General features: G+C 61.5%; 24 protein-coding genes and 2 pseudogenes. 16 read left to right on the top strand and 10 right to left on the bottom strand.

All coding sequences use genetic code 11. The features are described 5' to 3' along the window. Positions 1-3: 3 nt before the first annotated feature. The gene (locus V1273_RS14985) at positions 4-900 is read left to right on the top strand and encodes an alpha/beta fold hydrolase (RefSeq protein ID WP_334410091.1); all 897 of its coding nucleotides are present in this window, start codon (positions 4-6) and stop codon (positions 898-900) included. A 117-nt stretch (positions 901-1,017) separates the two neighbouring features. Here the strand turns inward: V1273_RS14985 and V1273_RS14990 are convergent, their stop codons facing one another. Beyond that, positions 1,018-1,515, bottom strand: a complete 498-nt coding sequence (locus tag V1273_RS14990) for a cupin domain-containing protein (protein WP_334382521.1) — start codon at positions 1,513-1,515, stop codon at positions 1,018-1,020. A gap of 81 nt (positions 1,516-1,596) precedes the next feature. Beyond that, the gene (locus tag V1273_RS14995; protein ID WP_334382520.1) at positions 1,597-2,283 is read right to left on the bottom strand and encodes a VOC family protein; all 687 of its coding nucleotides are present in this window, start codon (positions 2,281-2,283) and stop codon (positions 1,597-1,599) included. A gap of 184 nt (positions 2,284-2,467) precedes the next feature. Here V1273_RS14995 and V1273_RS15000 point away from each other — a divergent pair, with 184 nt between their 5' ends. The 3 genes from V1273_RS15000 to V1273_RS15010 are packed head-to-tail and all read left to right on the top strand — an operon-like array spanning position 2,468 to position 4,750. After that, positions 2,468-2,992, top strand: a complete 525-nt coding sequence (locus V1273_RS15000; protein ID WP_334410092.1) for a MarR family winged helix-turn-helix transcriptional regulator — start codon at positions 2,468-2,470, stop codon at positions 2,990-2,992. A 55-nt stretch (positions 2,993-3,047) separates the two neighbouring features. Further along, positions 3,048-4,025 carry an SDR family oxidoreductase gene (locus tag V1273_RS15005; protein WP_334410093.1) on the top strand — a complete coding sequence of 326 codons (978 nt, stop codon included), beginning with the start codon at positions 3,048-3,050 and terminating at the stop codon, positions 4,023-4,025. A gap of 32 nt (positions 4,026-4,057) precedes the next feature. Next, positions 4,058-4,750 (top strand): GNAT family N-acetyltransferase, encoded by a 693-nt coding sequence (locus V1273_RS15010; protein ID WP_334410094.1) that lies wholly within the window; start codon positions 4,058-4,060, stop codon positions 4,748-4,750. A gap of 35 nt (positions 4,751-4,785) precedes the next feature. Here V1273_RS15010 and V1273_RS15015 read toward each other — a convergent pair whose 3' ends face one another. Beyond that, positions 4,786-5,241 carry an SRPBCC family protein gene (locus tag V1273_RS15015; protein ID WP_334368381.1) on the bottom strand — a complete coding sequence of 152 codons (456 nt, stop codon included), beginning with the start codon at positions 5,239-5,241 and terminating at the stop codon, positions 4,786-4,788. A gap of 117 nt (positions 5,242-5,358) precedes the next feature. On the opposite strand from V1273_RS15015, the gene V1273_RS15020 reads away from it, so the two are divergent. The 4 genes from V1273_RS15020 (at position 5,359) to V1273_RS15035 (ending at position 8,237) form a co-directional block, all read left to right on the top strand. Beyond that, positions 5,359-6,447, top strand: a complete 1,089-nt coding sequence (locus V1273_RS15020) for an adenylate/guanylate cyclase domain-containing protein (RefSeq protein WP_334410095.1) — start codon at positions 5,359-5,361, stop codon at positions 6,445-6,447. A 71-nt stretch (positions 6,448-6,518) separates the two neighbouring features. Next, positions 6,519-6,896 carry an ArsR/SmtB family transcription factor gene (locus tag V1273_RS15025; protein WP_334368383.1) on the top strand — a complete coding sequence of 126 codons (378 nt, stop codon included), beginning with the start codon at positions 6,519-6,521 and terminating at the stop codon, positions 6,894-6,896. 4 nt (positions 6,897-6,900) lie between these two features. After that, positions 6,901-7,434, top strand: a complete 534-nt coding sequence (locus V1273_RS15030; RefSeq protein WP_334368384.1) for an SRPBCC family protein — start codon at positions 6,901-6,903, stop codon at positions 7,432-7,434. Positions 7,435-7,487: 53 nt separating this feature from the next. Continuing rightward, complete coding sequence (locus V1273_RS15035) at positions 7,488-8,237, top strand: DUF899 domain-containing protein (RefSeq protein ID WP_334410096.1); 750 nt, start codon at positions 7,488-7,490, stop codon at positions 8,235-8,237. Positions 8,238-8,247: 10 nt separating this feature from the next. Here the strand turns inward: V1273_RS15035 and V1273_RS34035 are convergent, their stop codons facing one another. The 4 genes and pseudogenes from V1273_RS34035 to V1273_RS15055 all read right to left on the bottom strand — a co-directional run bounded on the left by V1273_RS34035 (position 8,248) and on the right by V1273_RS15055 (position 11,563). Next, positions 8,248-8,559, bottom strand: a complete 312-nt coding sequence (locus V1273_RS34035; RefSeq protein ID WP_442894091.1) for a hypothetical protein — start codon at positions 8,557-8,559, stop codon at positions 8,248-8,250. After that, a pseudogene (locus tag V1273_RS15045) lies at positions 8,543-9,159 on the bottom strand (IS5 family transposase). The gene V1273_RS34035 and the pseudogene V1273_RS15045 overlap by 17 nt, the downstream one beginning before the upstream one ends. Before the next feature lie 186 nt (positions 9,160-9,345). Next, on the bottom strand, positions 9,346-10,197 hold the full coding sequence (locus V1273_RS15050; protein WP_334382514.1) for a dienelactone hydrolase family protein: 852 nt from the start codon (positions 10,195-10,197) through the stop codon (positions 9,346-9,348). A gap of 277 nt (positions 10,198-10,474) precedes the next feature. Continuing rightward, the gene (locus tag V1273_RS15055) at positions 10,475-11,563 is read right to left on the bottom strand and encodes a hypothetical protein (protein WP_334410098.1); all 1,089 of its coding nucleotides are present in this window, start codon (positions 11,561-11,563) and stop codon (positions 10,475-10,477) included. Between the two features lie 136 nt (positions 11,564-11,699). Between V1273_RS15055 and pdxR the strand changes: the two genes are divergently transcribed. From pdxR to V1273_RS15075, 4 genes are all read left to right on the top strand, one after another. After that, positions 11,700-13,196: a MocR-like pyridoxine biosynthesis transcription factor PdxR gene (gene pdxR / locus V1273_RS15060; RefSeq protein ID WP_334410099.1), complete on the top strand. Its 1,497-nt coding sequence runs from the start codon at positions 11,700-11,702 to the stop codon at positions 13,194-13,196. Positions 13,197-13,754: 558 nt separating this feature from the next. Next, positions 13,755-14,447: a hypothetical protein gene (locus tag V1273_RS15065; RefSeq protein WP_334382511.1), complete on the top strand. Its 693-nt coding sequence runs from the start codon at positions 13,755-13,757 to the stop codon at positions 14,445-14,447. Between the two features lie 155 nt (positions 14,448-14,602). Further along, positions 14,603-15,001 (top strand): thioesterase family protein, encoded by a 399-nt coding sequence (locus V1273_RS15070; RefSeq protein WP_334382510.1) that lies wholly within the window; start codon positions 14,603-14,605, stop codon positions 14,999-15,001. A 122-nt stretch (positions 15,002-15,123) separates the two neighbouring features. Continuing rightward, the gene (locus V1273_RS15075; protein WP_334368392.1) at positions 15,124-15,561 is read left to right on the top strand and encodes a hypothetical protein; all 438 of its coding nucleotides are present in this window, start codon (positions 15,124-15,126) and stop codon (positions 15,559-15,561) included. Positions 15,562-15,739: 178 nt separating this feature from the next. On the opposite strand, the gene V1273_RS15080 is transcribed toward V1273_RS15075, so the two are convergent. Beyond that, positions 15,740-16,306 (bottom strand): putative glycolipid-binding domain-containing protein, encoded by a 567-nt coding sequence (locus V1273_RS15080; RefSeq protein ID WP_334368393.1) that lies wholly within the window; start codon positions 16,304-16,306, stop codon positions 15,740-15,742. A 36-nt stretch (positions 16,307-16,342) separates the two neighbouring features. Between V1273_RS15080 and V1273_RS15085 the strand changes: the two genes are divergently transcribed. The 4 genes and pseudogenes from V1273_RS15085 to V1273_RS34040 all read left to right on the top strand — a co-directional run. Next, the gene (locus tag V1273_RS15085; RefSeq protein ID WP_334368394.1) at positions 16,343-16,654 is read left to right on the top strand and encodes a hypothetical protein; all 312 of its coding nucleotides are present in this window, start codon (positions 16,343-16,345) and stop codon (positions 16,652-16,654) included. 489 nt (positions 16,655-17,143) lie between these two features. Then, positions 17,144-17,494 (top strand): Lin0512 family protein, encoded by a 351-nt coding sequence (locus tag V1273_RS15090; protein WP_334368395.1) that lies wholly within the window; start codon positions 17,144-17,146, stop codon positions 17,492-17,494. Positions 17,495-17,563: 69 nt separating this feature from the next. Then, a complete protein-coding gene (gene ilvD, locus V1273_RS15095) occupies positions 17,564-19,285 on the top strand; it encodes a dihydroxy-acid dehydratase (RefSeq protein WP_334368396.1) in 1,722 nt (573 codons plus the stop codon). A 77-nt stretch (positions 19,286-19,362) separates the two neighbouring features. Continuing rightward, positions 19,363-19,815 (top strand): annotated as a pseudogene (locus tag V1273_RS34040) (2'-5' RNA ligase family protein); the annotation flags it as partial. Positions 19,816-19,947: 132 nt separating this feature from the next. Here the strand turns inward: V1273_RS34040 and V1273_RS15100 are convergent. Continuing rightward, complete coding sequence (locus V1273_RS15100) at positions 19,948-20,583, bottom strand: HAD hydrolase-like protein (protein ID WP_334410100.1); 636 nt, start codon at positions 20,581-20,583, stop codon at positions 19,948-19,950. 74 nt (positions 20,584-20,657) lie between these two features. Further along, entirely contained in the window at positions 20,658-20,852 is a 195-nt protein-coding gene (locus V1273_RS15105) for a hypothetical protein (RefSeq protein WP_334410101.1), read from the bottom strand. Positions 20,853-20,856: the final 4 nt, after the last annotated feature.

Consider the following 20,856-nt stretch of genomic DNA (forward strand, 5'->3'; position numbering starts at 1 on the left):
GCGATGTTCGAGGGCTTTACGTCGGTCGAAATCGACACCGGTGCAGCGCGGCTCTTCGCGCGCCGGGCAGGCTCCGGGCCGTCGATTCTCCTGTTGCACGGCTTTCCCGAGACCCACCTGATGTGGCGGGACATCGCGCCACACCTGGCTGCGACACACACCGTCGTCTGCGCCGATCTGCGGGGCTATGGGCAAAGCGGATGCCCCGAAAGCACGCCCGACCACGCGGCCTACTCGAAGCGGGCGCTCGCGGCGGACATGCTGGCGCTGATGGATCGGCTCGGCTATTCGCGCTTTTCGGTCATCGGTCATGACAGGGGAGGTCGGGTCGCGCAGCGCTTGGCGCTGGATGCGCCTGACAAGGTCGATGCGCTGGCCGTGCTCGATATCATTCCGGTGTCCGAGGCGTGGGATCGGGCCGATGATCGGTTGGCGCTTGGGTTCTGGCCATGGGCGCTGCTGGCGCAGCCATCGCCGCTTCCAGAAACCATCCTCACCCGTTGCGGCGATGTCATCGTCGCAGACGCCGCGGCGAACTGGGGCTCCGCGAACGCAATTCCCAAGGACGTGCAGCAGGAATATGCCGCAATGCTGCGGGATGCCGCGCACGCGCACGCCATTTGCGAGGAATATCGCGCGGCCGCCTCGATCGATCGTGATCACGACCGGCTGGACCAGGAGGCGGGACGGAAAATCACCTGTCCCACGCTCGCCCTGTGGAGTGCGGCAGGCGCGCTCGCGACGTGGTACGAAAGCGAGGGAGGGCCGCTGGCAATCTGGCGGCGCTGGTCTGCGGCTGTGAAAGGACAGCCGGTCGACGGCGGTCATTTCTTTCCGGAAGAAAGACCGAAGGAGACGGCCGAGGCGCTGTCTATGTTCCTACGCAAGCCAAAAGGCTGAGGGCCGCCAACGATGTCAATTTGGATGGCTTACAGCGTGATCAGCAAGACGGCAGGGAGACGATCGGAGTGGAGCAGGGCGAGGCTGTGCGTCCGGCAGCCCCGGCCGATCACTGTCTCAATGGGCAGCCCTGTCGGCGTGCTGCTCCACGAACGTCGCCAGCGGTTGGCCGGGCTCGACGAGATAGGTCGACAGCATCCGCCCGGTCTCCGGACCGAGGTCGCGCGCATTGTGCGGCGTCCGCGGCGGAATGAGGAAGCCATCGCCGGCGCGCAGGATGACGGTGGGGCGCCCCTGCACCTTCATCTCGACATTGCCGGCGACGATGTAGCCGACCTCCTCGCCGGGATGAACGTGCCATCCGGATTCGACGCCTGCAGGAATCTCCGTCTCTACCTGCACGATCTCGCGGCCTGGGATCGATGACGGCGCGCGCTGGATGATACGCCGGACAAGCTTGCCGGCCAGATCATCGCGTCGCTCGGATGAAGTTGCGGTTCGATCACCCGCGGCGCTCTGTGTGGTCTGAGCCGATGCCGTTCCGGCCGAAAGCGTCACGGCCAGCGCGAGCGCAGGAAGCGAAATGAATGAGAGGCCTTTGGATAGCAAACGCATGGTGAATCTCCTTGTTGGGTTGGCGTCCTCACCGGCGGCGAACGCGTTGAGCAAGCCACCGCCGATGACAGCTTCGCCTGCTCATGCCGCCTGCTGCTGGCCGCTCTGTTCGCGGACGATGTATTCGGCGTACCAGTCCGGCCAGTTCTCATCGTGCTGGCCGCCGTTGCGCTTCTCGTATTCGCCATGGGCAGCCGCCGCACGGCGCAGTGCGCTCGCGAGATCAGCCGACGAATTGAAGGCCGTCGCATTAGCGTCGACGCGCCCGGGCAATCGCGCGGTGACTTCCTGCAGCAGCCAGCCATTGCCGTCGGGATCGCTGAACGAGGCATAGGAGCGATAGCTGCCGCGTTCCGGATCCGGGCCGCTCAGCCGGACCCGCCCGAACAGATAGGGCTCGTCCGAGCCGACATGCACGTTGCCGCCGGCGTGAAACGCTTCACTGACCGCAACACCTCGGCCGAGCAACTCGTTGCGAGCGGCCTCGATGTCCGAAACGATCAGATAGAGGCCCTGCGCGGAGCCGGGCGCGGCAGGGGTGACGTTCTTGCCGAAAATGACCGAGGCGTTGGAGCCGGGCGGCGTGAACTGGATTACGCGATAATCGTCAGGGCCGGCGAAATCGGCGTCGAGCCGCCAGCCGAGGTTTGCATAAAACTGCTTGGCTCGTTCAACGTCGGAAACCGGGATGACGATGACTTCGAGCTTCAGGTCGACCGCCGAAGCGGCCTTGGAAGTGGTGCTGGTGCGTTCCTTGAGATCTGACATGGTTCTCTCCTCGATGTTGTGGTGGCGGGAATATTCCGGCGCGCACCGTGGTTGTAGCGTGTACGAAAAGATCGTATGCGATATAAAACGTTTCGGGCCCGCTATGTCAACCCTTCCGATTTAATCGGATACGATATATATGGATGCGAGACTTCACATGTTCGTGTCGGAAAGGACGACCTCCATGAAACTGAGCGACGGGCCCCGGACCGGCTCCAGGGACAATTCGAGAGACAATTCAAAGGCCAGCCAGAAACCGAGGCCGGCCGCAGGCGAGCGGCGGCTTGGCGATTTCCTGTGTTTTGCGATCTATTCGGCCAACCTTGCCTTCGGGCGGGCCTACAAAAAGGGCCTCGATGAACTCGGCCTGACCTACCCGCAATGGATTGCGATCGTGGCGTTGTGGGAGCAGGACGGCCAGACCGTGAGCGAGCTTGGAGAAAAGATGTTCCTGGAGTCCAACACGCTGACGCCGATCCTGAAAAAGCTGGAGCAGATGGGCTATCTGCGCCGCCAGCGTGATCCCGCGGACGAGCGGCAGGTGCGCATCAGCCTGACCGAGGCTGGCGGCCGGCTGCGCGAGAAGGGCATACACATGAATCTCGTGGCCTCTACCGGACTGAAGCCCGACGAGTTCGCGCGGCTGCAGGAAAACGTCGTCACGCTCCGCGACAATCTGATCGAGGCGACGGCAGAGAAAGCGGAATGATGCGCGCAGGCGCCTCGATGCAATCGGACCGCAGCGGCGCGTAAGGTGAGGGAAGATGAGCATGGTCTCACATGAAGGCGCGCTCGCCGGACGTGTCGCCGTGGTGGCGGGCGCGACGCGCGGCGCCGGCCGCGGCATTGCCGCCGCGCTGGGAGAGGCGGGTGCGACGGTGATCTGCACGGGGCGCAGCAGCGCTCGCGCCGGTGCTCCAACGCGATCCGATTATGACCGGTCGGAGACGATCGAGGAGACGGCCGAGCTCGTGACCGGCCTCGGCGGCAAAGGCGTCGCCATCGCCGTTGATCATCTCGAACCTTTGCAGGTCGCGGAACTGGCCGAGCGTATCCGCGCCGAGCATGGCCACATCGACGTGCTGGTGAACGACATCTGGGGCGCCGAACGGCTGAAGGGCGGGCCCGCCGAATGGAATACGCCGATCTGGAAGCTCGACCTGCAAAAGGGATTGCGGATTCTGCGGCTCGGCATCGAGACGCATCTGGTGACATCGCATTATCTGCTGCCGCTGCTGATCGCGAAAGCAGGCGGCCTGCTCGTCGAAGTCACCGACGGCACCGCCGATTACAATGCGCAGCATTACCGGATCTCGGTGTTCTACGATCTCGTCAAGCAGAGCGTGAACCGTCTCGCCTACTCGCAAGGACACGAACTCGCACCGCACGGGGCCACGGCGGTTGCGATCACACCTGGATGGCTGCGCTCCGAGATGATGCTGGAGAATTTCGGCGTCACCGAAACGACCTGGCGCGAGGCGCTGGCGGAGCGGGGAGGCGGCAGGCACCAGGCGCCGCCCGATTTCGCGCTGTCGGAATCGCCGCGTTATGTCGGCCGCGCTGTGGCTGCGCTCGCAGCCGATCCCGATCGCGGCAGGTGGAATCAGAGATCGGTCAGCTCCGGCGAACTCGCCCGCCACTATGGCTTTACGGATGTAGACGGCTCACAGCCCGACATTTGGCGCTACACTGCTGAAGTCAGCGAAGGTGGCAAGATCGCAGACCTCGACGATTACCGGTAGCGCAATGCAATTGAGCGAATGAAGGCAGCCCGATGTCCGTTCGACCTGACCATCCCCTCGACTATCCGATCTGGACGGCGCTCACGACCACGCAGCAGGCATTGGCCGATGGCGATGCCCGCGCGCGGCGCTATCCGACCGAGATCACGCCCTTCGCAGCGATGGCGGACATGTCGCCTGAAAGCTTTGCAGCGCTCGCCGGGCTGATGTCGCCGCAGGACATCGCCGTGCTGTTCACGCCGGATCCCGTGAACCCGCCCGCCGAATTCAAGATCGCGCTGGCGGACACCGGTGAACAGATGATTGGAACGCCGGTTGAAACACCAGCCAATGGCGTCGATATCGTCACGCTCGGTGTCGACGACGTTCCCGCGATGATCGAACTCACCGAGCTCACCAAGCCGGGCCCGTTCAGCGCGCGAACCCATGAGCTCGGCACCTTTCTCGGCATCCGCGTCGACGGCCAGCTTGTCGCGATGGCCGGCGAGCGGATGAAGCCCGCTCAATATACCGAGATCACCGCCGTCTGCGTGCATCCGTCGCATCGCGGCCGCGGCTACGGACAGATGCTGCTATCCGCCATCTCGCGCCAGATTGTGTCTCGCGGCGAAATTCCGCTCCTGCACGTCTTCACCAACAATCATTCGGCCATCGCGCTCTACCGGCGGCAGGGGATGGAAATCCGGCGCCGTCTCCACGTGACGGTGTTGAAGAAACAGGACTGATCGTCCAGCGATGCACGCCTTGACCGACGCCATCCTTACGCGTTGCGTGTGCCACTCGGTCCGCGGTCCGGTCCAGGGTCCTGGCCGGCGGCTACCTTGGTCAGCCTGTCGAGATAATGCGCCCAACCCTTGGAATGGGCGTCGCGGGTTGCCTCGCTGGGCAGGCCGCTATGGGTCATGCGCAACAGCGTGCCGCCGTCCCGTTCGATCAGATCGATCTCGATCAGGCTCGATCCCGGCGGCACTTCCTCATTGCCTTCCCAGCCAAAGCTGTAGGCGAGGCGGTGAACCGGCACGACCTCGCGGAACGCGCCGCGTGCCGTGGAGCTGCCGACGCCTTTCAGGAGGTACATGCCGCCCGGATGCATCTCCGTCACTGCCTCGCTGCCCATCCATTGCACGATCTTCTCGGGGTCCGTCAGGAAGGCGAACACGCTGGCGCGGGGTGCGGCGATGTGGGTCTCGCGCTGGAGCACAAACGATTCAGTCATCGAAAACCTCGTGGGTCGTTGGCAGGACGCGCTGATACAACCAGCGGGTGCCTAAGGCGAGTGCCTAAGTTAAGCGCCGTGGGTGACAATGCAACATCGCTGCCGCATGATCGATCCATGCAACTGAGTTCGACGCTGACATGGCTGGTCGATGCAGCCAGCGCTTCGCCGGGCGCCGACCCGTTCCTGGCCGAACTCGGCACCCGCCTGATCGGGGACGGCGTGCCGCTCGCCGGCGGAGCGCTGACGCTCGCCGTGCCGCATCCGATCGTCGCCCGCCGGACCTGGCTATGGCGCGCCGAGAATGGGGCGGTGATCGAAGCCGTGGGGTTCGCTCCGGCGGGATTCGGAGCGGCGGGGAATTTGTCCGGCGACGCCGGCCGGAGCTGGTTGGTCGGGCTCGCAGGCGGAGCGGTGCATGAAGATAATGTGAGCCCGGGATCGGACGGGCCGATTCTTGGCTGGATCGGACCGCGGCCGTTCACGCAACCGGAGTCTGATCGCCTGCGCGATGCCGCCCGCTTCGCTGCAGCGCCGCTCGCCGCGCTTTCGGCGCGCGCGACCGTGACCGCTGCGCTCGAAGCCTATCTCGGCAAGCGGAGCGCGGCGCGCGTGCTGACGGGGCCGCTGCGGCGCGAGGTCGGTGAGACGATCCGGGCCGCGCTGCTGTTTGCCGACTTACGCAGCTTCACGGCACTGTCCGAGGCCGAGCCTCCCGCGGCGGTGATTGCCGCGCTCGGCACCTGGTTCGATTGCATTGCCGGTGCTGTCCATGCCTTCGGCGGCGAGGTGTTGAAATTCATCGGCGACGGCGTGCTGGCGATCTTTCCGGTCACCGGTCCATCTCCCCGCGATGCCTGCAACGCGGCGCTCCGGGCCGTCGCTTCCGCGCAGGCCGGAATGGCGCATCTCGGCGACGCACGGAGAGAGCAGGGGCTGCCGCCGCTGTCGTTCGGCGTGGCATTGCATCTCGGTGAAATTCTGTGGGGCAACGTCGGTGCGGCCGACCGGCTGGATTTCACGGCGATCGGTCCCGCGGTCAATCTGGTGAGCCGGCTGGAAGGGCTTTGTCGGCCGCTCGGCCGAACGGTGCTGATATCAAGCGCACTCGCCGCCGAAACCACCACAAAACTGATCCCGCTGGGAACGCACGCGCTGCGCGGCATTGCGGCTCCCTGCGCCGTGTACACCGTGCCGGACGGCTAGGCCCAAATCTCATCACGAAAACGTTAAACCGATTGGTTGACAATTAGCGTCGCGCGACTATGTTAAACCACATGGTTGAACGTAGTGCCCATCTCGACGCCGTTTTTCACGCCCTCGCGGATCCAACGCGGCGGGCGATGCTTGGTCGTCTGGCGGAACGGGAACTGACGATCGGGGAACTGGCGACGCCGTTTCACATGAGCTTCGCCGGCGCCTCGAAACACGTGCGGGTGCTGGAGAGCGCTGGTCTCGTCAAACGCACGATCCGCGGTCGTTCCCATCTCTGCCGCCTCGAGGCGGCGCGGCTCGCGGAAGCCGATGCATGGCTGAAGCGTTACGAGCGTTTCTGGACCGCAAAGCTCGACAGGCTGGAAGCTCTGCTGCGCGAAGAGGACCGGGCGAAAGCAAAATCCAAATCAAAATCCAAATCAAAATCGGTGACGGAGTAGAGCGATGAATTCAACGACAAAGCCCGACGCGTACGGCAGCCTGCCCGAGCCCACGACGCTGAAAATCCAGCGGCTGCTGCCCGGCCCGATCGAGCGCATCTGGGCCTATCTCACCGACAGCGAGTTGCGCCGCAAATGGATGGCGGCCGGCGATATGGGGACAAAGGTCGGCGCGCCCTTCGAACTTGTCTGGCGAAACGACGAATTGACGGATCCGCCCGGCAAGGCCCCGGCCGGCTTCGGCGGCGAGCATCGCATGCAGAGCCGGATTACCGAATTCGATCCACCCCGAAAATTGTCGATCACCTGGAACAGTACCGGTGACGTCACGTTCGAACTGGAGCCCAAAGGCAAGGGCGTGCTGCTCACGGTCACCCATCGGCGCTTCCCCGACCGCGCCACGCTGCTCAAGCATATGGCCGGTTGGCACATGCATCTCGATGTTCTGGTCGCCCGTGCGAGCGGAGAGGAGCCGGCGCCGTTCTGGGATGGCTGGAGCGGCCTCATGAAGGAATACGACGCGCGTCTGCCGGCCTGACGCTGCAAGTCGAAGCTCAAGTGACAAACGTCCCAACAAACAGGAGGTTAGCCATGCAGATTCACACCGTTTCGGCACAGGAATGGGAAGCGGCCCGCCAGCAATTGCTCGTGAAGGAAAAGGCCACGACCCGCGCCCGTGACGCGCTCGCCGCCGAACGCCGGCGAATGCCGTGGTTGGCCGTGGAGAAGGAGTACAGGTTCGAGGGGCCCAACGGCCAGGCGAGCTTGCGCGACTTGTTCGAGGGCCGTCATCAGTTGATCCTCTACCGCGCCTTCTTCGAGCCCGGCGTGTTCGGCTGGCCCGACCATGCCTGCCGCGGCTGTTCGATGGTGGCCGACCAGGTCGCCCATGTTGCCCATCTCAACGCCCGCGATACCACGCTCGTGTTTGCCTCGCGCGCGCCGCAGCCGGACATCGCGCGCCTGAAGAAGCGAATGGGATGGGAGTTGATCCCCTGGTACACCATCACCGACAGCTTCGACACCGACTTCGACGTCGGCGAATGGCACGGCACCAACGTGTTCTTCCGCGACGGCAACAAGATCTACCGCACCTACTTCATCAACAACCGCGGCGACGAGCAGATGGGAGGCACCTGGAATTACCTCGACATCACGCCGCTCGGCCGCCAGGAGGTCTGGGAGGATTCGCCCGAAGGATATCCTCAGACTCCGACCTACAAATGGTGGAATTGGCACGACAGCTACATCGAAGGCGCAGCGCCCGACAAGAGGTGGGTCGAGGTGTCGGACGCCGGAGAGGCCGCGTTCCGCAAGCAGAGCGCAGGCACAAAGGGATGAGCGAGGCCTCTCACAGCAACGCGCCCTGCGCGGCGAGCTGTGATGACGAAGGCGCCGCGGTCGCGCTTGCGATAGTTAGATGGCAATCGCTTGCGGCCGCGCCGACCTTCGCAATCATGGCGCTGCTTACCGCCGTGGTTGGCGGTGGCCCGCTGGATCCGCTTTGCTCGGCTGCAAACGCATTGCCGGTAGGCGGCATGGTGCCGATGTACTTGCTGATGAGCGCCTTCCATTCGGCGCCCTGGCTGAAGCTGATTTCGCGCCGATGAAGCCGGCAGCGCGACGTCGTCGTCGGGTGTGCGAAATTAGGGCGTGGACTCATTACGCGCAGCTAGCCATAGCCGGATGGATGCGAGCTGGACGAAGGCAAGATAGTTGACGGCAAGCTTATCGTAGCGTGTAGCAACCCGACGACATTGCTTGATCCGATTGAAGAACCGTTCGACTTTGTTGCGGGCGCGGTAGAGATAAGGGCTGAAGCAGATTGTCATGAGCCTCACCAGGTGTCAGTGCCAGCCGTACAGGCAGGCCATTACCATCGACGAGCGCATGGATCTTGCTGGTCAATCCGCCCCGTGACCGACCCATCGACTGTCTCCGGTTTCGGGTGATGCACGCTGCATGCTGATGCACGCGGACAATGGAGGTGTCGAGCATCTGGACGGCGGCATCATGGGCGGCCTGCCAGGGCGTTCATAATTCGGGTCCACACGCCCGCTCGTCGCCAGCGAACGAAGCGGTTGTAGCAGGTCGTGTACGGACCAAAATTGTCCGGCAAATCGCGCCATGGCGCTCCAGAGCGCAAGACCCAGAAGATGCCATTGAGGACACGACGATCATTCACCCGCGGCACGCCGCGCGGCTTGTTCGGTAGCATCGGCTTGATTGCAGCCCACTGTTTGTCGGTGAGTTCGTAACGCATGATTCGCCCCCACGATAAGGGGCTTGAATCACGGCATGACAGTCCGGCTCAATGTGGCCCGCCAAGGAGCGAGTCGGACGCTATGCACCCGAAAGCGGACCTATTATGCTCACCCGAGCTTTGTCGTTCTTGACCCAAACCGGACGCTGCTCCATACGAATGCCGGCGCGCTCGCTTCACGGTAACTCAACGGGAAAATTGAGCAGCGAGGAAACCCCGCATCTCCTGGACTGACTGGGCGGCCGCAGAGGGATCATATTTGAGCCAGTGCCCGAAATATTCCCTGCCGTTGGCGAAGGCCGGAAAATCAAAAGCGTGATAGGCGCCGGGGTAGACGACCAGTTTAACGGGCGCTCCTCTGTCGGCCCGCCGCTTCATCCAAAGTTCGCAGTCTCTCGCTGGCGTCCAGTCATCGAGTTCGCCAATCAGGATCAATGTAGGAACGATGAGTTCCTCTGAAGCAACGCCGCAAAACGGGTAATAGGCCACGGTGGCCTTGAACTTTAGACCCCGAGGGACGTCAAAGATTTCCGCCTGATGGTTCGACGCCAACTGCAGAGCGACCACTCCACCCTGCGAATATCCAACGACCGCGATACGTTGAGAATCGACGAAGGGAAGATTGGAAAGATAGGATAGAGCGCCTAAAGCATCACCTTGGCGGGCAAACAACAGGCCCGGCGTCGCTTGGGAGCAGGTGTTCTTGATGCCACGGGTCGAAAAGCTATCCAACACAAGGGACACATAGCCCCGAGCGTTGTACTTTCGGGCGTCTTCCGAAAGTTCATCGCATCCGTGGAGATATACAATGGCGGCAAATGGGCCATCGCCCTCAGGTTTCGACAGGTAACCTTCAATCGTTTCGGACGCAGCTTTCGGCCTTTCGCCGCGCTCGCGCGCTAAGCGCTTCTGCAGTTCGCCGAGGTGAACGGGAGCACTTTCGAGCCTGATCAATTCTCCTGCAAAGGTGATGGCGTTGGTGCAAAGGCATGCAAGGAATACTGTTAGACCGAAACATGCTTTGGCTCGTGGACCCATTTTCCTTCCTCCGTCTTCGTAAACGGGGTCATCGTAGCAGGGGCATGTCCGCCCATCCACAGCGCAAGTCTAAGAACTGCACGTGCACCTATGGCCCTTAGCCGAAGATCGCATTGGTCGTCTTCATGTCGGGGTAGACCGGACATTGCTCAGCGCGACCTTCAGCGCCGGCTTTTGACCCATTGCGGACTTCACCCCCGACCTGACTGGCGGGAGCGGGGCCTCGGGCAAGACAATGACACCTGATGCCCAGGCATATTGCGCGCGATCTGAGATCTCACGGTGTTATCCATGGACTAACGTGCAGCCCGCACATCGACAAGATTATCGTCGCGGCAACGGCGGCGCCGACCCCGATGATTGGCCAGGCAACCGAGCTGGCCGTTGTGATCGAAACGCCATGGGACAGGAGCGCACCTCTTAAGCCGCAGGCCAGATGAATGAATAGCGCCCAAACCGCCAGCGAGTAGTGCGGGATGAGCCTCACATTCCAGGCATCGTGCAGCAGACCGGTCGGCGCGCCGGACGCAAAGAGAAAATCGGTGTCGACCTTCATCACCATGCGTCCCAAGACGAAGACGGCAATTATATGTGACACGATGTACAGAGCCAGATACATGCCGGCTGTCGTTTGCAGAGTTGCGAATAGGTCCGCCTTGACACGCATGCGCACCCCCCACAGGGCAAGTCCGCTCGCGATCTGAAAGATGAACAGGGTGACGAGCAATGGCTGGACAGTGTCTGTGCGGTAGACATGCCGCAATGTCTGCAACACCATCTTGTGCACATCGATGTTCCATATCGCCGTTAGATGGTTGGCGATGTGTGGTGCCAGGAAGATCGCCAGAATGATAACGGCGGATATTCCATGAGCCGTCCGAAGCGCCGGCGATAGCACACGGTGAGATTCGCGCTCTGCTGCTTCGTTCGCCTGGCTGCGGGTGAAGATCAGAATTGCCGCAGCGATCCATATTATCGCCCACAAGACATAATCACCGTTGGTGACGCCGGCGATGTAAAAGGCAACACCGATGAGCGTGAACAGTGGCGGACTGGCGACGGCCAGGTGAGCCGTGATGCGTCCGACACGCGACAGCGATCGATCGGCACTCCAACCGAGCTGATAGGCGATGACGAACCCAACAACGGGAACGCCATAGCAGAGGATCAGGGAACCGCCGACAGTGACCGCACCCAACAGCCATTCGCCCGGTTCGTGAGCACTGCCAACGAGACCGAAGCTCCGATTCAACGCCAACAGCGCCACCGGGTAAGAGAGTGCGGCGACAGCAGGTATGGTGCACACGTATGGGCGCCACCGCCCCTGAAGCGGCGCAATGACATGATCGTGGGCGCTGAGAACCATCGGACCTCCTCGATTCTCGCCGGTGCAAGGGAACTCGGTCGAGGGCTGCCTTCTTGAATACGAAATGCGCACAAGTGGATTTCGTCCGTGGACCATTTTTGAGTTTTTTCATGGTCCATTTTGACCTGGAGGCATCATGTCGAAGCGGTCGCGCTCACAAGATGTCGCACTCGGGGCGTGCCCACACGGCCAAGCCACATTTCGTTGGCTTACCGAACAACTCGGTGCGGCCATGCTGGATGGAAGGTTGACTGCCGGCACGCCATTACCGTCCTCGCGCGACCTTGCGCGCCAATACGGTATCGCGCGCGGAACGGTGGTTAGGGCCTTCAGGCAGCTACAGGCCGAAGGCTTCATCTCAAGCAAGGTCGGCGCCGGCACCTTTGTCTCGGCGAGAGTGCCCGATCAACGGAGCTTCGAAGCGCACAAGCCGGTGATCGCAGAAACCGGAAAGCCGAAACTCGGCTTCTCTGCGCGCGGTCAAACGATGACTACCACGTGCTTTCCGCTGAAACCGATTGCAAGAGTCGGTGTTGCTTTCCGTGCTTATCAACCCGATCTCGAGGCGTTCCCGCTCGCCCTCTGGTCGCGGATTGCAGCTCGCCGGCAACGCCTCGCCCGCAAGGAGCTGCTCGGGGTTGGAGATCCTCTCGGTTATCGGCCGCTCCGAGAAGCGGTGGCCGCCTATCTCGGTTCGGCACGCGGTGTCGTCTGCGATGCCGATCAGGTCGTTATCGTTTCAAGCGTTCAGCAGGCGCTCGACTTGGCATCACGCTTATTGCTCAACACCAATGACCCGGTGTGGATCGAGGATCCCGGATTTCCCGGGGCGCGCCTCGTCCTCGAAGCGGCGGAGTTGAAGCCCGTTCCAGTTCCAGTTGATTCTCGTGGGATAGATGTCGCAGCCGGCCAGCGCCTGTGTTCCGCTGCGCGGATGGCGTATGTCACGCCGGCGCATCAAGTACCTCTCGGCAGTCGCCTCTCTCTGGAACGCCGGTTGACTCTGCTGGAATGGGCGCATCGACAAGGATCCTGGATTTTCGAGGACGATTACGACGGCGAATTCCGTTACGACGGCAGCCCATTCGCTGCACTCAAAAGCTTGGACAGGTATGGGGTCGTTCTCTACTCGGGATCTTTCAGTAAGATGCTCTTTCCCGCATTGCGCTTGGCTTACTTGGTGGTCCCACCGGCGCTCGTCGACGGCTTCGCGGCTGCCCGATCGATTGTGGACCGTTTTCCCCCGACTTTCGGACAAGCCGTGCTGTGTGATTTTATCGTTGAAGGCCACTTTGCAAGGCACCTCCGGTCTATGCGCGAGCTTTATGGCTCTCGCCTGATGGCGCTGCGAGAAGGCGTCCGCCGGCTTTCCGGAATCCTTAAGCTCGCACCCGAATCCGCAGGATTGGAGATTGTTGCGTGGTTGCCCTCGGAGATCGATGATCGGGCTGCTGTCAATGCTGCTGCGGAGCGCAGCGTCGAGGTGCGGGCGCTTTCAAGCTACATTGTCAAGCGATCCGCCCCGAACGGGCTCGTTCTTGGCTTTGCGGCTGTCGACGTCACCCGCATCGACGTGGGGCTAGGTCAACTTGCCGAAGCCTTGGGTAAGGTCGCGAAGCGTCAGCTGGCCTGAACGAATTGCCCAAGCTCTTAGCGCGGGTCATGGGACAACTAGGGCCGCTCTTGGCCCTTAGGCGAAGTGGCGGCACGTTGCATTGAGGCCCGCTCATGTATGTGTAGCGGACTCGATTTGCTCACGGTGAGTTGCCCAGCTGACCGATGATTCATTCCAATCCGAAGCGCGGCTAGAGCGGGGTCTTCCTTGCATCATTCGATCTGCTTGCGAACCTTTGGTTGTAGGTCTAGCGTTACGGGCCGTGAGGCGGATCTTTACGCTGGGTGATGTGCCCTCTCGTGCGATCGCGTGTCGCAGAAAGAAGGTGATCATGCAGCAAGCGGGGGAGCCGGTTTCGACGGCTGGCGTTCGAGCGCCGATGACGCCCATGCGCGATTTAGCGCGCCACTTCTGATCGCAACAACTTCGGTGCGCCTGATTTTGTAGCGCAGGTTGCGTATCCGTTCACGGTCACTGATTAGCTAACGGTCCAGAACGAACGCGCCGAATTGCGTTTTGGCGAGTCGGTTGTCGGCCGCACAAGGACTAAGTCGTAAGAGAGCAAGGGAGGGACCAATGAAACACCGACTCCTGGGGTTGTTGTTCGCATGCGCCTTGACCGCTCCCAGCTGGGCGGAAGAGGCGGATAAACCCATAATAGTGCCGGTGACGAAGGCACCTTTCCACTTGTTCACGTTCCAGGACGACCACATGTCACTTGAAAGTGTGACGTTACCTCCGGGCTTTTCGACAGGTTACCATTCGCACGATCAGGATCTGGTTTTCGTCATCACGGCCGGCGCAAAGATAAAGAATCAAGTTCTCGGCAAAGAGCCGGTCGAAATAGAACTCAAGTTAGGGGCTGTCGGTTTTTCTTCCTACACAAAGACCCCAGGCGTGCATCAAGTCATCAATCTTGAAAGGGACCGTGCGATGCGGCTTCTTGCGGTTGGGATCGTCTATCCTGAACCGGGGCGTTACACTGTCTCGACACGACCTGCAAAATACGAAGTGGCGCTGGATAACAATCGTGCTCGGGCTTGGCGGCTCAAGCTAAGTCCAGGTGAAAACGCTCCCACAATTCAGCAAACGGCTCCAGGCGCAAGGATCGTCGTTACTGGTGGTACGGTGACAGAAAAAAGACCCGGGAAGCCGGATCAGCCACTGGTGCTGAATAATCATGACTTCATGGTGATACCTGTCGAAGAGCGCGGCATTGAAAACAATGGAAATAGCGCAGTCGAGCTGGTGGAGATCGAGCTCAAATAACACTCTAGCTTGCTTGCGGGCTGCTCTAAGCCGACAATGGTCGTTTCAGGGAAGTCGGCTTGTGGCCCGACTCTGATCTAGCCAGATGTCCGCGTTTGTGCTGCTGTTGGGGGCGAAGCGGTCGACGCGTCCATATAGAGTTCTAGGACGAATGAATGCGGCAGATTCCGTTGGGAGCCAGAGGAACGTCGACGTTGCGGGTGCAACCCGAACATCTTGCCGACCGATTCAAGGACGCCATATTGCCGCAAGTGCTTGCGACACCCGTGATGATCTTGATCATGGAAAACGCCGCGCTCAATGCCATAAGACCGTTTTTGGATCCAGGTGAAAGCGCGGTCGGTACTGCAGTAGATGTACAACACTTCGCCGCCACGCCTGTAGGCCACGAGGTGTGCGCGACGGCCGAGGTAATCAATGTCGAGGGGAAGCGAGTTGACTTCAAGGTGTCGGCAAGCGATGGCATAGAGGAGATCGGCAGCGGAACCCACCAGCGAATCGTGATCGATCTTCGTCCGTTCAACGAGCGCCTTGCCAAAAAGAAGAGCTACTAACGAAACGGTCGGCCTGACATTGCGGCCAGCTCTTGATACGCGTGCCGGACCTGCTCGTGAGGAAGCGGTACGCCTTGCGATCGGAAAGGGACAAATCGGGTGCGACAGAATGCGAGACTAGCGTGACTTCTCAGTGGCAGTATCAGGTTAGGTTCGATGTAAACGATTCCGCTACGGCGGAATCGGTACGCCGAAAACTCCGTGTTCCGGCACTGGCGCCGCTGTTCGATATCATCGCCGAGCATCGCGCTGCGCTGAAATGCCAGTTCGACGCCTTTGCGGAGTATGTCGTCGCAGCAGAAGAGCACGGCGTCGAAAATTATCCGCTCTACCAGTGGACGAAGGCGACGATCGAGAATCCGGCGAAGAAGGAAAAGTATTTGAGATCATTTACAGTCTACGTGGACGACCGGGAGGTCTATGCCGAGGAGATTGCTGACGCGCTGGAGGCGGACTTGCAACCGCTCGCCACTAGCGGGCTCATCACGCGAATATCCAAGTACGATACCAATCCCGCCAACAATCCTCAGCCGCCGCAGCGCCCCCGCGAGCGGAGCTAGTCCATCCGCGAGAGCGAGCTGAATGCCCGTTCCTGGCCCTTCTGCGACATCGGGCTATGTCCGCTATTCCGCCGCTGTTGAGGGTTGAGCGGAGATCAGTCAGTCGCTTAATGAGTACACGCCCTAGTCAGCTCGGCATGGGTGGCTTTTTGGTCAGCGATTTATCGCGACGCCTTCGTCAGATAGGTGTCACGCGTTCGAAAAGGTGCTGATAGCGAAGCACTAGACCCCGATTATCCACCTCGAGCTCCGCCTCAAAGCCTGCCGAGACTCCGAGATCCACGTAACGCACCCGATCCGGACCGAGACGGTCGTATCGTTGACGGGAGCGCTGTATCGTCATGGCCGCACCGTCCACGAAACAGGTATCGAGTGTGCGACTCTGTCGGGCTCCGGCGGGTGTCCGGCGGATAGGGAAGGTGTTGCAGAAGGGGGTGACCGAAAGGTCGGGCTCTTCCGCACCGTCGAGATCGGGACGTTGTTGGCCGTTAACGCACCACCCGCCATCGGTCCGATCAAGGGTGAGGTGAGTGTGGCCGCCCGGGCCCCATCGGTCTACGTCCAGCGATTGAGTTCGCCAGTCAGGCGTCAGTCTCCATCGGTGGTCGAGGCGAAAGCCGCCGTCCTCCACGCAGATCACGGTCGATTCTGCCAAGACCGCGTCAGCGGAAATATGGAGCATCAATCGCTCCAGCCCGGTGACGTCCGTTCGGCGCCAGAATAGAATTTCGGAGTCGCCTTGCAAGATTGATCCTCGAATGGACCCAGACTGAAAACGATTTTGGCCGATATCGGTTCCTGCACGAATTATGCTGACATCCGATGGGGCAAATCACTTCTGATTTTCAGAAATCAGGTCAAGCCCTGGAATCAAAAATATTCCGCTTCGCGCCAGACCCAAATCACCGGTAAAACTCCGGCCATCCCGTCCCGAAGAAGAGGGGCGTTGGCCATCGTCACGAACGTTGGGACGGGTTGCGGTGGACGCGGCAGCGTCGGGCGCGTGGATGTGGTCGCAGGGCGGCTTTGCCGTGAGCGAACACAGCGCGCAGGACGTACGGCGCTTAAACGCTTCCGCCAGTACTTCGGCTGACAAGCACTTGGCCGGTCGAAGTCTCTGGCAGAGGAAGCTGCGTACGGCAAAACCGTGTGGTCCTGGCACCCGTGGCTGGTGTTAAGCCGGCGGAGGTTCTTCGAAACCCGACCGGGTTCGATGAATCGCTAATCTGTCGGCGATGGAGGCAAAAGGAATTCGTCTCCAGGGAGAGCGCGGCATAAGCCCTAAACCCATCGCGCAGGGAATGCCGGGATGCTCCGGCTGTACCTGTATGCTCGTGTGCGCATTTCTTAAGTGCATTTGCACACGAGACCGCGGGTGCAGCAAGCACCCGGCATTCCCTGCGCCCTCTCATTTCGGGGCGCCGAGATTTCCCGCAATATCTCGGGCGAAATCGCGCCGCGAGATGCATGCGCATGTCCGTCGCGCATTTCTGCGCCGCCGCTTGACGCCGTGGCCGTAAGCGAGGATTGAGAGAGGGCTTCGCCGAAAACGACCACGCGATAAACGACAAGAGGAAACCCGATGGCACGCGTTCGCTGTATTACCGAAATGGGCATGGGCGTCGACGTTCACGGACGCGATGCGACCAAAGCCGCCAACCGCGCCGTCTCGGACGCTATCCGCCACTCCAGCCTCGGCTTTTTCCGGATGCTGGGAAAGACCGCCAACGATATGTTCGTGGAGGTTACCGTCGCGGTTCCAGACCCGAGCGGGGTCGATACTGCAGCCGTTGCAAAGGAACTGCCTTACGGCACGGTGAACGTGACGGCGGTAAAGGGCGGGCTGGAAATTCCTGCCGAGAGCGGAAGCGACTCCATCATCATTGCCAACGCTGCTGTGATTGTCAGTTTTGACGACGGCAAGACGGGCTAATTCGTTTTCAGTGTCAATCAAGCCGGACGCCAACGTCCGTGCAGTCAATCAGAAGACCTGGAGCGCCCGATGACAACGCAAGACAGCAGCACCTATTGGAAGCGATCGCGGGTCGAGTTGCGTGCTGCCGGATTCGATCCGGACCGCGCCGCGGAGACCAGTGCGGTGGTGACCATTGCCAGCGCCTGGACCAACGCCCATCGCTGCAACAACCGTGTTCGCGCCATCACCGATCTCCTGGTGGAAATCCTTGCCGAGCGCGGCGGGCAGGGGCTGGTCGTCGGCGCGCCGGCAGTATCGGACGCGTTGACGCAGGGCACGCCGACGGCGGGCTATAGCCTCGCATCGCGCGATGTCGTTGCCGACTGTTTTGAGATCGGTCATTACGCGCACCATGGCGATGCGATGATCGTGATCTCCGGCTGCGACAAGACGGGAGCTGCCGCGCTGATGCCGCTGGCGCGGACGAATGCTTTCGGCCTTGTGCTCTATCCCGGCACCAGCACGCCGGGCCGCGTTTCGTTCGGCGCATGGGCGAGCAAAGGCAACAATCTGACGATCATGGATTACGCCGAGGCGCGCGCCGCCAATGAGTCCGGCCGCCTCTCCGGCGAGGAACTGCTGGAAGTCGAGCGCAACGTGATGCCGGGCAGCGGCACCTGTGGCGCGATGTTTACGGCCAACACCATGAGCACGATCGCGGAATCGATCGGCATGATGCTGCCGCGCGGCGCCTCGCATCCCGCTGACTATGATGCCGGCAGCGATATTCACGCCGATGTCCGCGCGCAGGCCCGCGCCTCGGTCGACGCGCTGTACCGGCTGATGCAGGCGGGCATCCGGCCACGCGACATCATGACCGCGCGCGCCTTCGAAAATGCGATCACGACCGTCTATGCGATGGGCGGCTCGACCAACATGTACCTGCATCTGCTCGCGGTCGCGCGCGAGGCCCAGGTGCCGATCACGATCGAGCGCATCCAGCAAGTCGGCGAGCGCGTCCCGCTGCTCGCCAATTTGCAGCCGCACGGCCCGTTCGCGATGAGCAGCCTGCATGCGATCGGCGGCGTTCCAGTCGTCATGAAGGAGCTGCTTAGCGCGGGCCTTTTGCACGGCGACGTCATGACGGTGACCGGCAAGACGCTGGCAGAAAATCTCGCCGATGTTCCGACGCTGGAGCAGATGCCGCCGCAGGGGATCGTTTTTCCGGTGTCGAAACCGATCGCGCCGGCGAACAATCACATCAGCGTCCTGAAGGGCAATCTCGCACCGGAGAGCTGCCTGCTCAAATTATCGGGCAAGACCCTCGAGAAGGGGCAATTTCGCGGCACCGCGCGCGTATTCGAGTCCGAGGCCGATACGATGGCCGCGATCCGCGCCGGCGAGATCGTGCCGGGCAACGTCATCGTCGTGCGCAATGTCGGCCCGGTGGGCGGGCCCGGTATGCCGGAAATGGTAATGCTGACCATTCAGTTGCAGGGACAGGGTCTCGGTGAGGATGTCGCGCTGATCACCGACGGCCGTTTTTCCGGCGTCTCGCACGGCATCCTGATCGGCCACGTCTCGCCGGAAGCCGCGCGGGGCGGCCCGATCGCTGCGGTGCGCGACGGTGACACCATTGTCATCGACCCAGGCGCCCGCACCGTGAATCTCGAAGTGTCAGCGGAAGAGATCGCCCGCCGCATGGCCGACTGGCGCGTCCCGGCCTCGTTGGCCGCGGTGCGACCGGGATCGGTGCACGACAAGTACATACGCCTGGTGTCGTCGGCGCATTACGGGTGTGTGTTATGAGGCTGCGGGAACTTGCCTGAACCAGTTGTACTGGGGCCTTGCCACAATCTTATGTTCATGATTTGTTCTGCGTTATCATGGACGGTTTTGCAAGCTCTAGTAGTGGCCAAATATTCCTCGCGGCTCTTCCCGACGCGGGCACAGCAGCGCGAATTCACCGGCTGGCGGGCGTGCTCAAGCGCGCCCATTGCTTCAACGGCAAGCTCATCGCGCCAGACCGGCTGCACATTTCGCTATTTTCGCTGGGTGGGTTGCCGGACCGCCAGCTTTGCGCCGCCTGCGAGGCGGCCACGGAATTGCGGACCGAACCGTTCGAGGTCTCGTTCGATCGCACGGCAAGTTTCGGCGGGGGGCCGGGCAATCGTCCGTTTGTCCTGATTGGCGAGAAGGGATTGTGCCGGTTGCAGTCGTTTCGGCAAATGCTTGGTGTCGCGATGGCGCGCAGAGGATTGAGGCGGCTCGCCAATACGAATTTCACGCCGCATGTAACGTTGCTATATGACGCGCGCAGCGTGGATGAGTATCCGATCGAACCGGTTGTCTGGACTGTGACGGGAGTTGGTGCTCGTGCACAGCCAGAGGGGCCATCGGCATGTCGCGCGATGGCGCCTGTGCGGATGATGGCCATCGGCCGCGAAAAACAGTGGAAGCTCCGAGCGGCGTTATTTCGCCGCCGCAAGCCTCTGGGTCATCTCCTCGATCGAGTTGAAGAAATGCGTCGGCCCCGCCGCTTGCAGGGCGGCGGGGATGGCATAGCCCCACGCCACCGCGCCCGAATCCATGCCGGCCGCCTTGGCGGCTTCGATGTCGCGGATCTCGTCGCCGATGCAGATCGTTTCCGCGGACCTTGCTTCCAGCCGTCGCGCGACCCGTCGAAACTTCCAGTGCTTTCCGAACACTGCGGCGCCACAGTCAAAGCGGCTGATCAGGGCGGTGGCGGGACCGAGCACCTGCCGGACGGATGCCTCGCTGTCGGAACTGACGACCGCGGTCTTGACACCAATGCGCTGAAGGTCGGCGAGCATCTCCGGGATGCCGGCAAACAGCGACGTCTCGTTCGCCGCCGTAAGCTTGCGCTTTCGCAGGTCGTTCACAATGGCCGGAAGCTGCCACGTCGACACGCCCAGCCTCGCCATGATTTCCCGCGCGGACAGCCCGCGCATTCCTTCCAGCTCCTCCGGGGTGACCGGCTTGAGATTGAAACGCGCGATCACGTCCTGAAAGGAGGCACGAAACCAGTCGATCGTATCGGCAAGCGTGCCGTCAAAGTCGAAGATGGCGAGGCGATAGCGTGTCATTGCAAGGCTCTCGTTGGAAATAGCTTCCGCGTTCAACGCTGAATACGCCAGGTTCGCGGCTTTCCCGTATAGCTTTACCGGCGCAACTCCAGCTCAGTGCAACCACGGTGCAGCGCATGGTGATTGGATCTGCCAATGAAGTTGTATTGCAAAAGTAAGAAATCAGTCGTTGCATCAATATGGCGAGAGTGCGATGATAGGGCATTGCGCGAGGCCGCTTTGCGATCGGCCTTTAATTGATATTTGATTTCATATGCGGTGATAATCATGGAG

This window comes from Bradyrhizobium sp. AZCC 1721 (assembly GCF_036924715.1).
Taxonomy (GTDB): Bacteria; Pseudomonadota; Alphaproteobacteria; order Rhizobiales; family Xanthobacteraceae; genus Bradyrhizobium.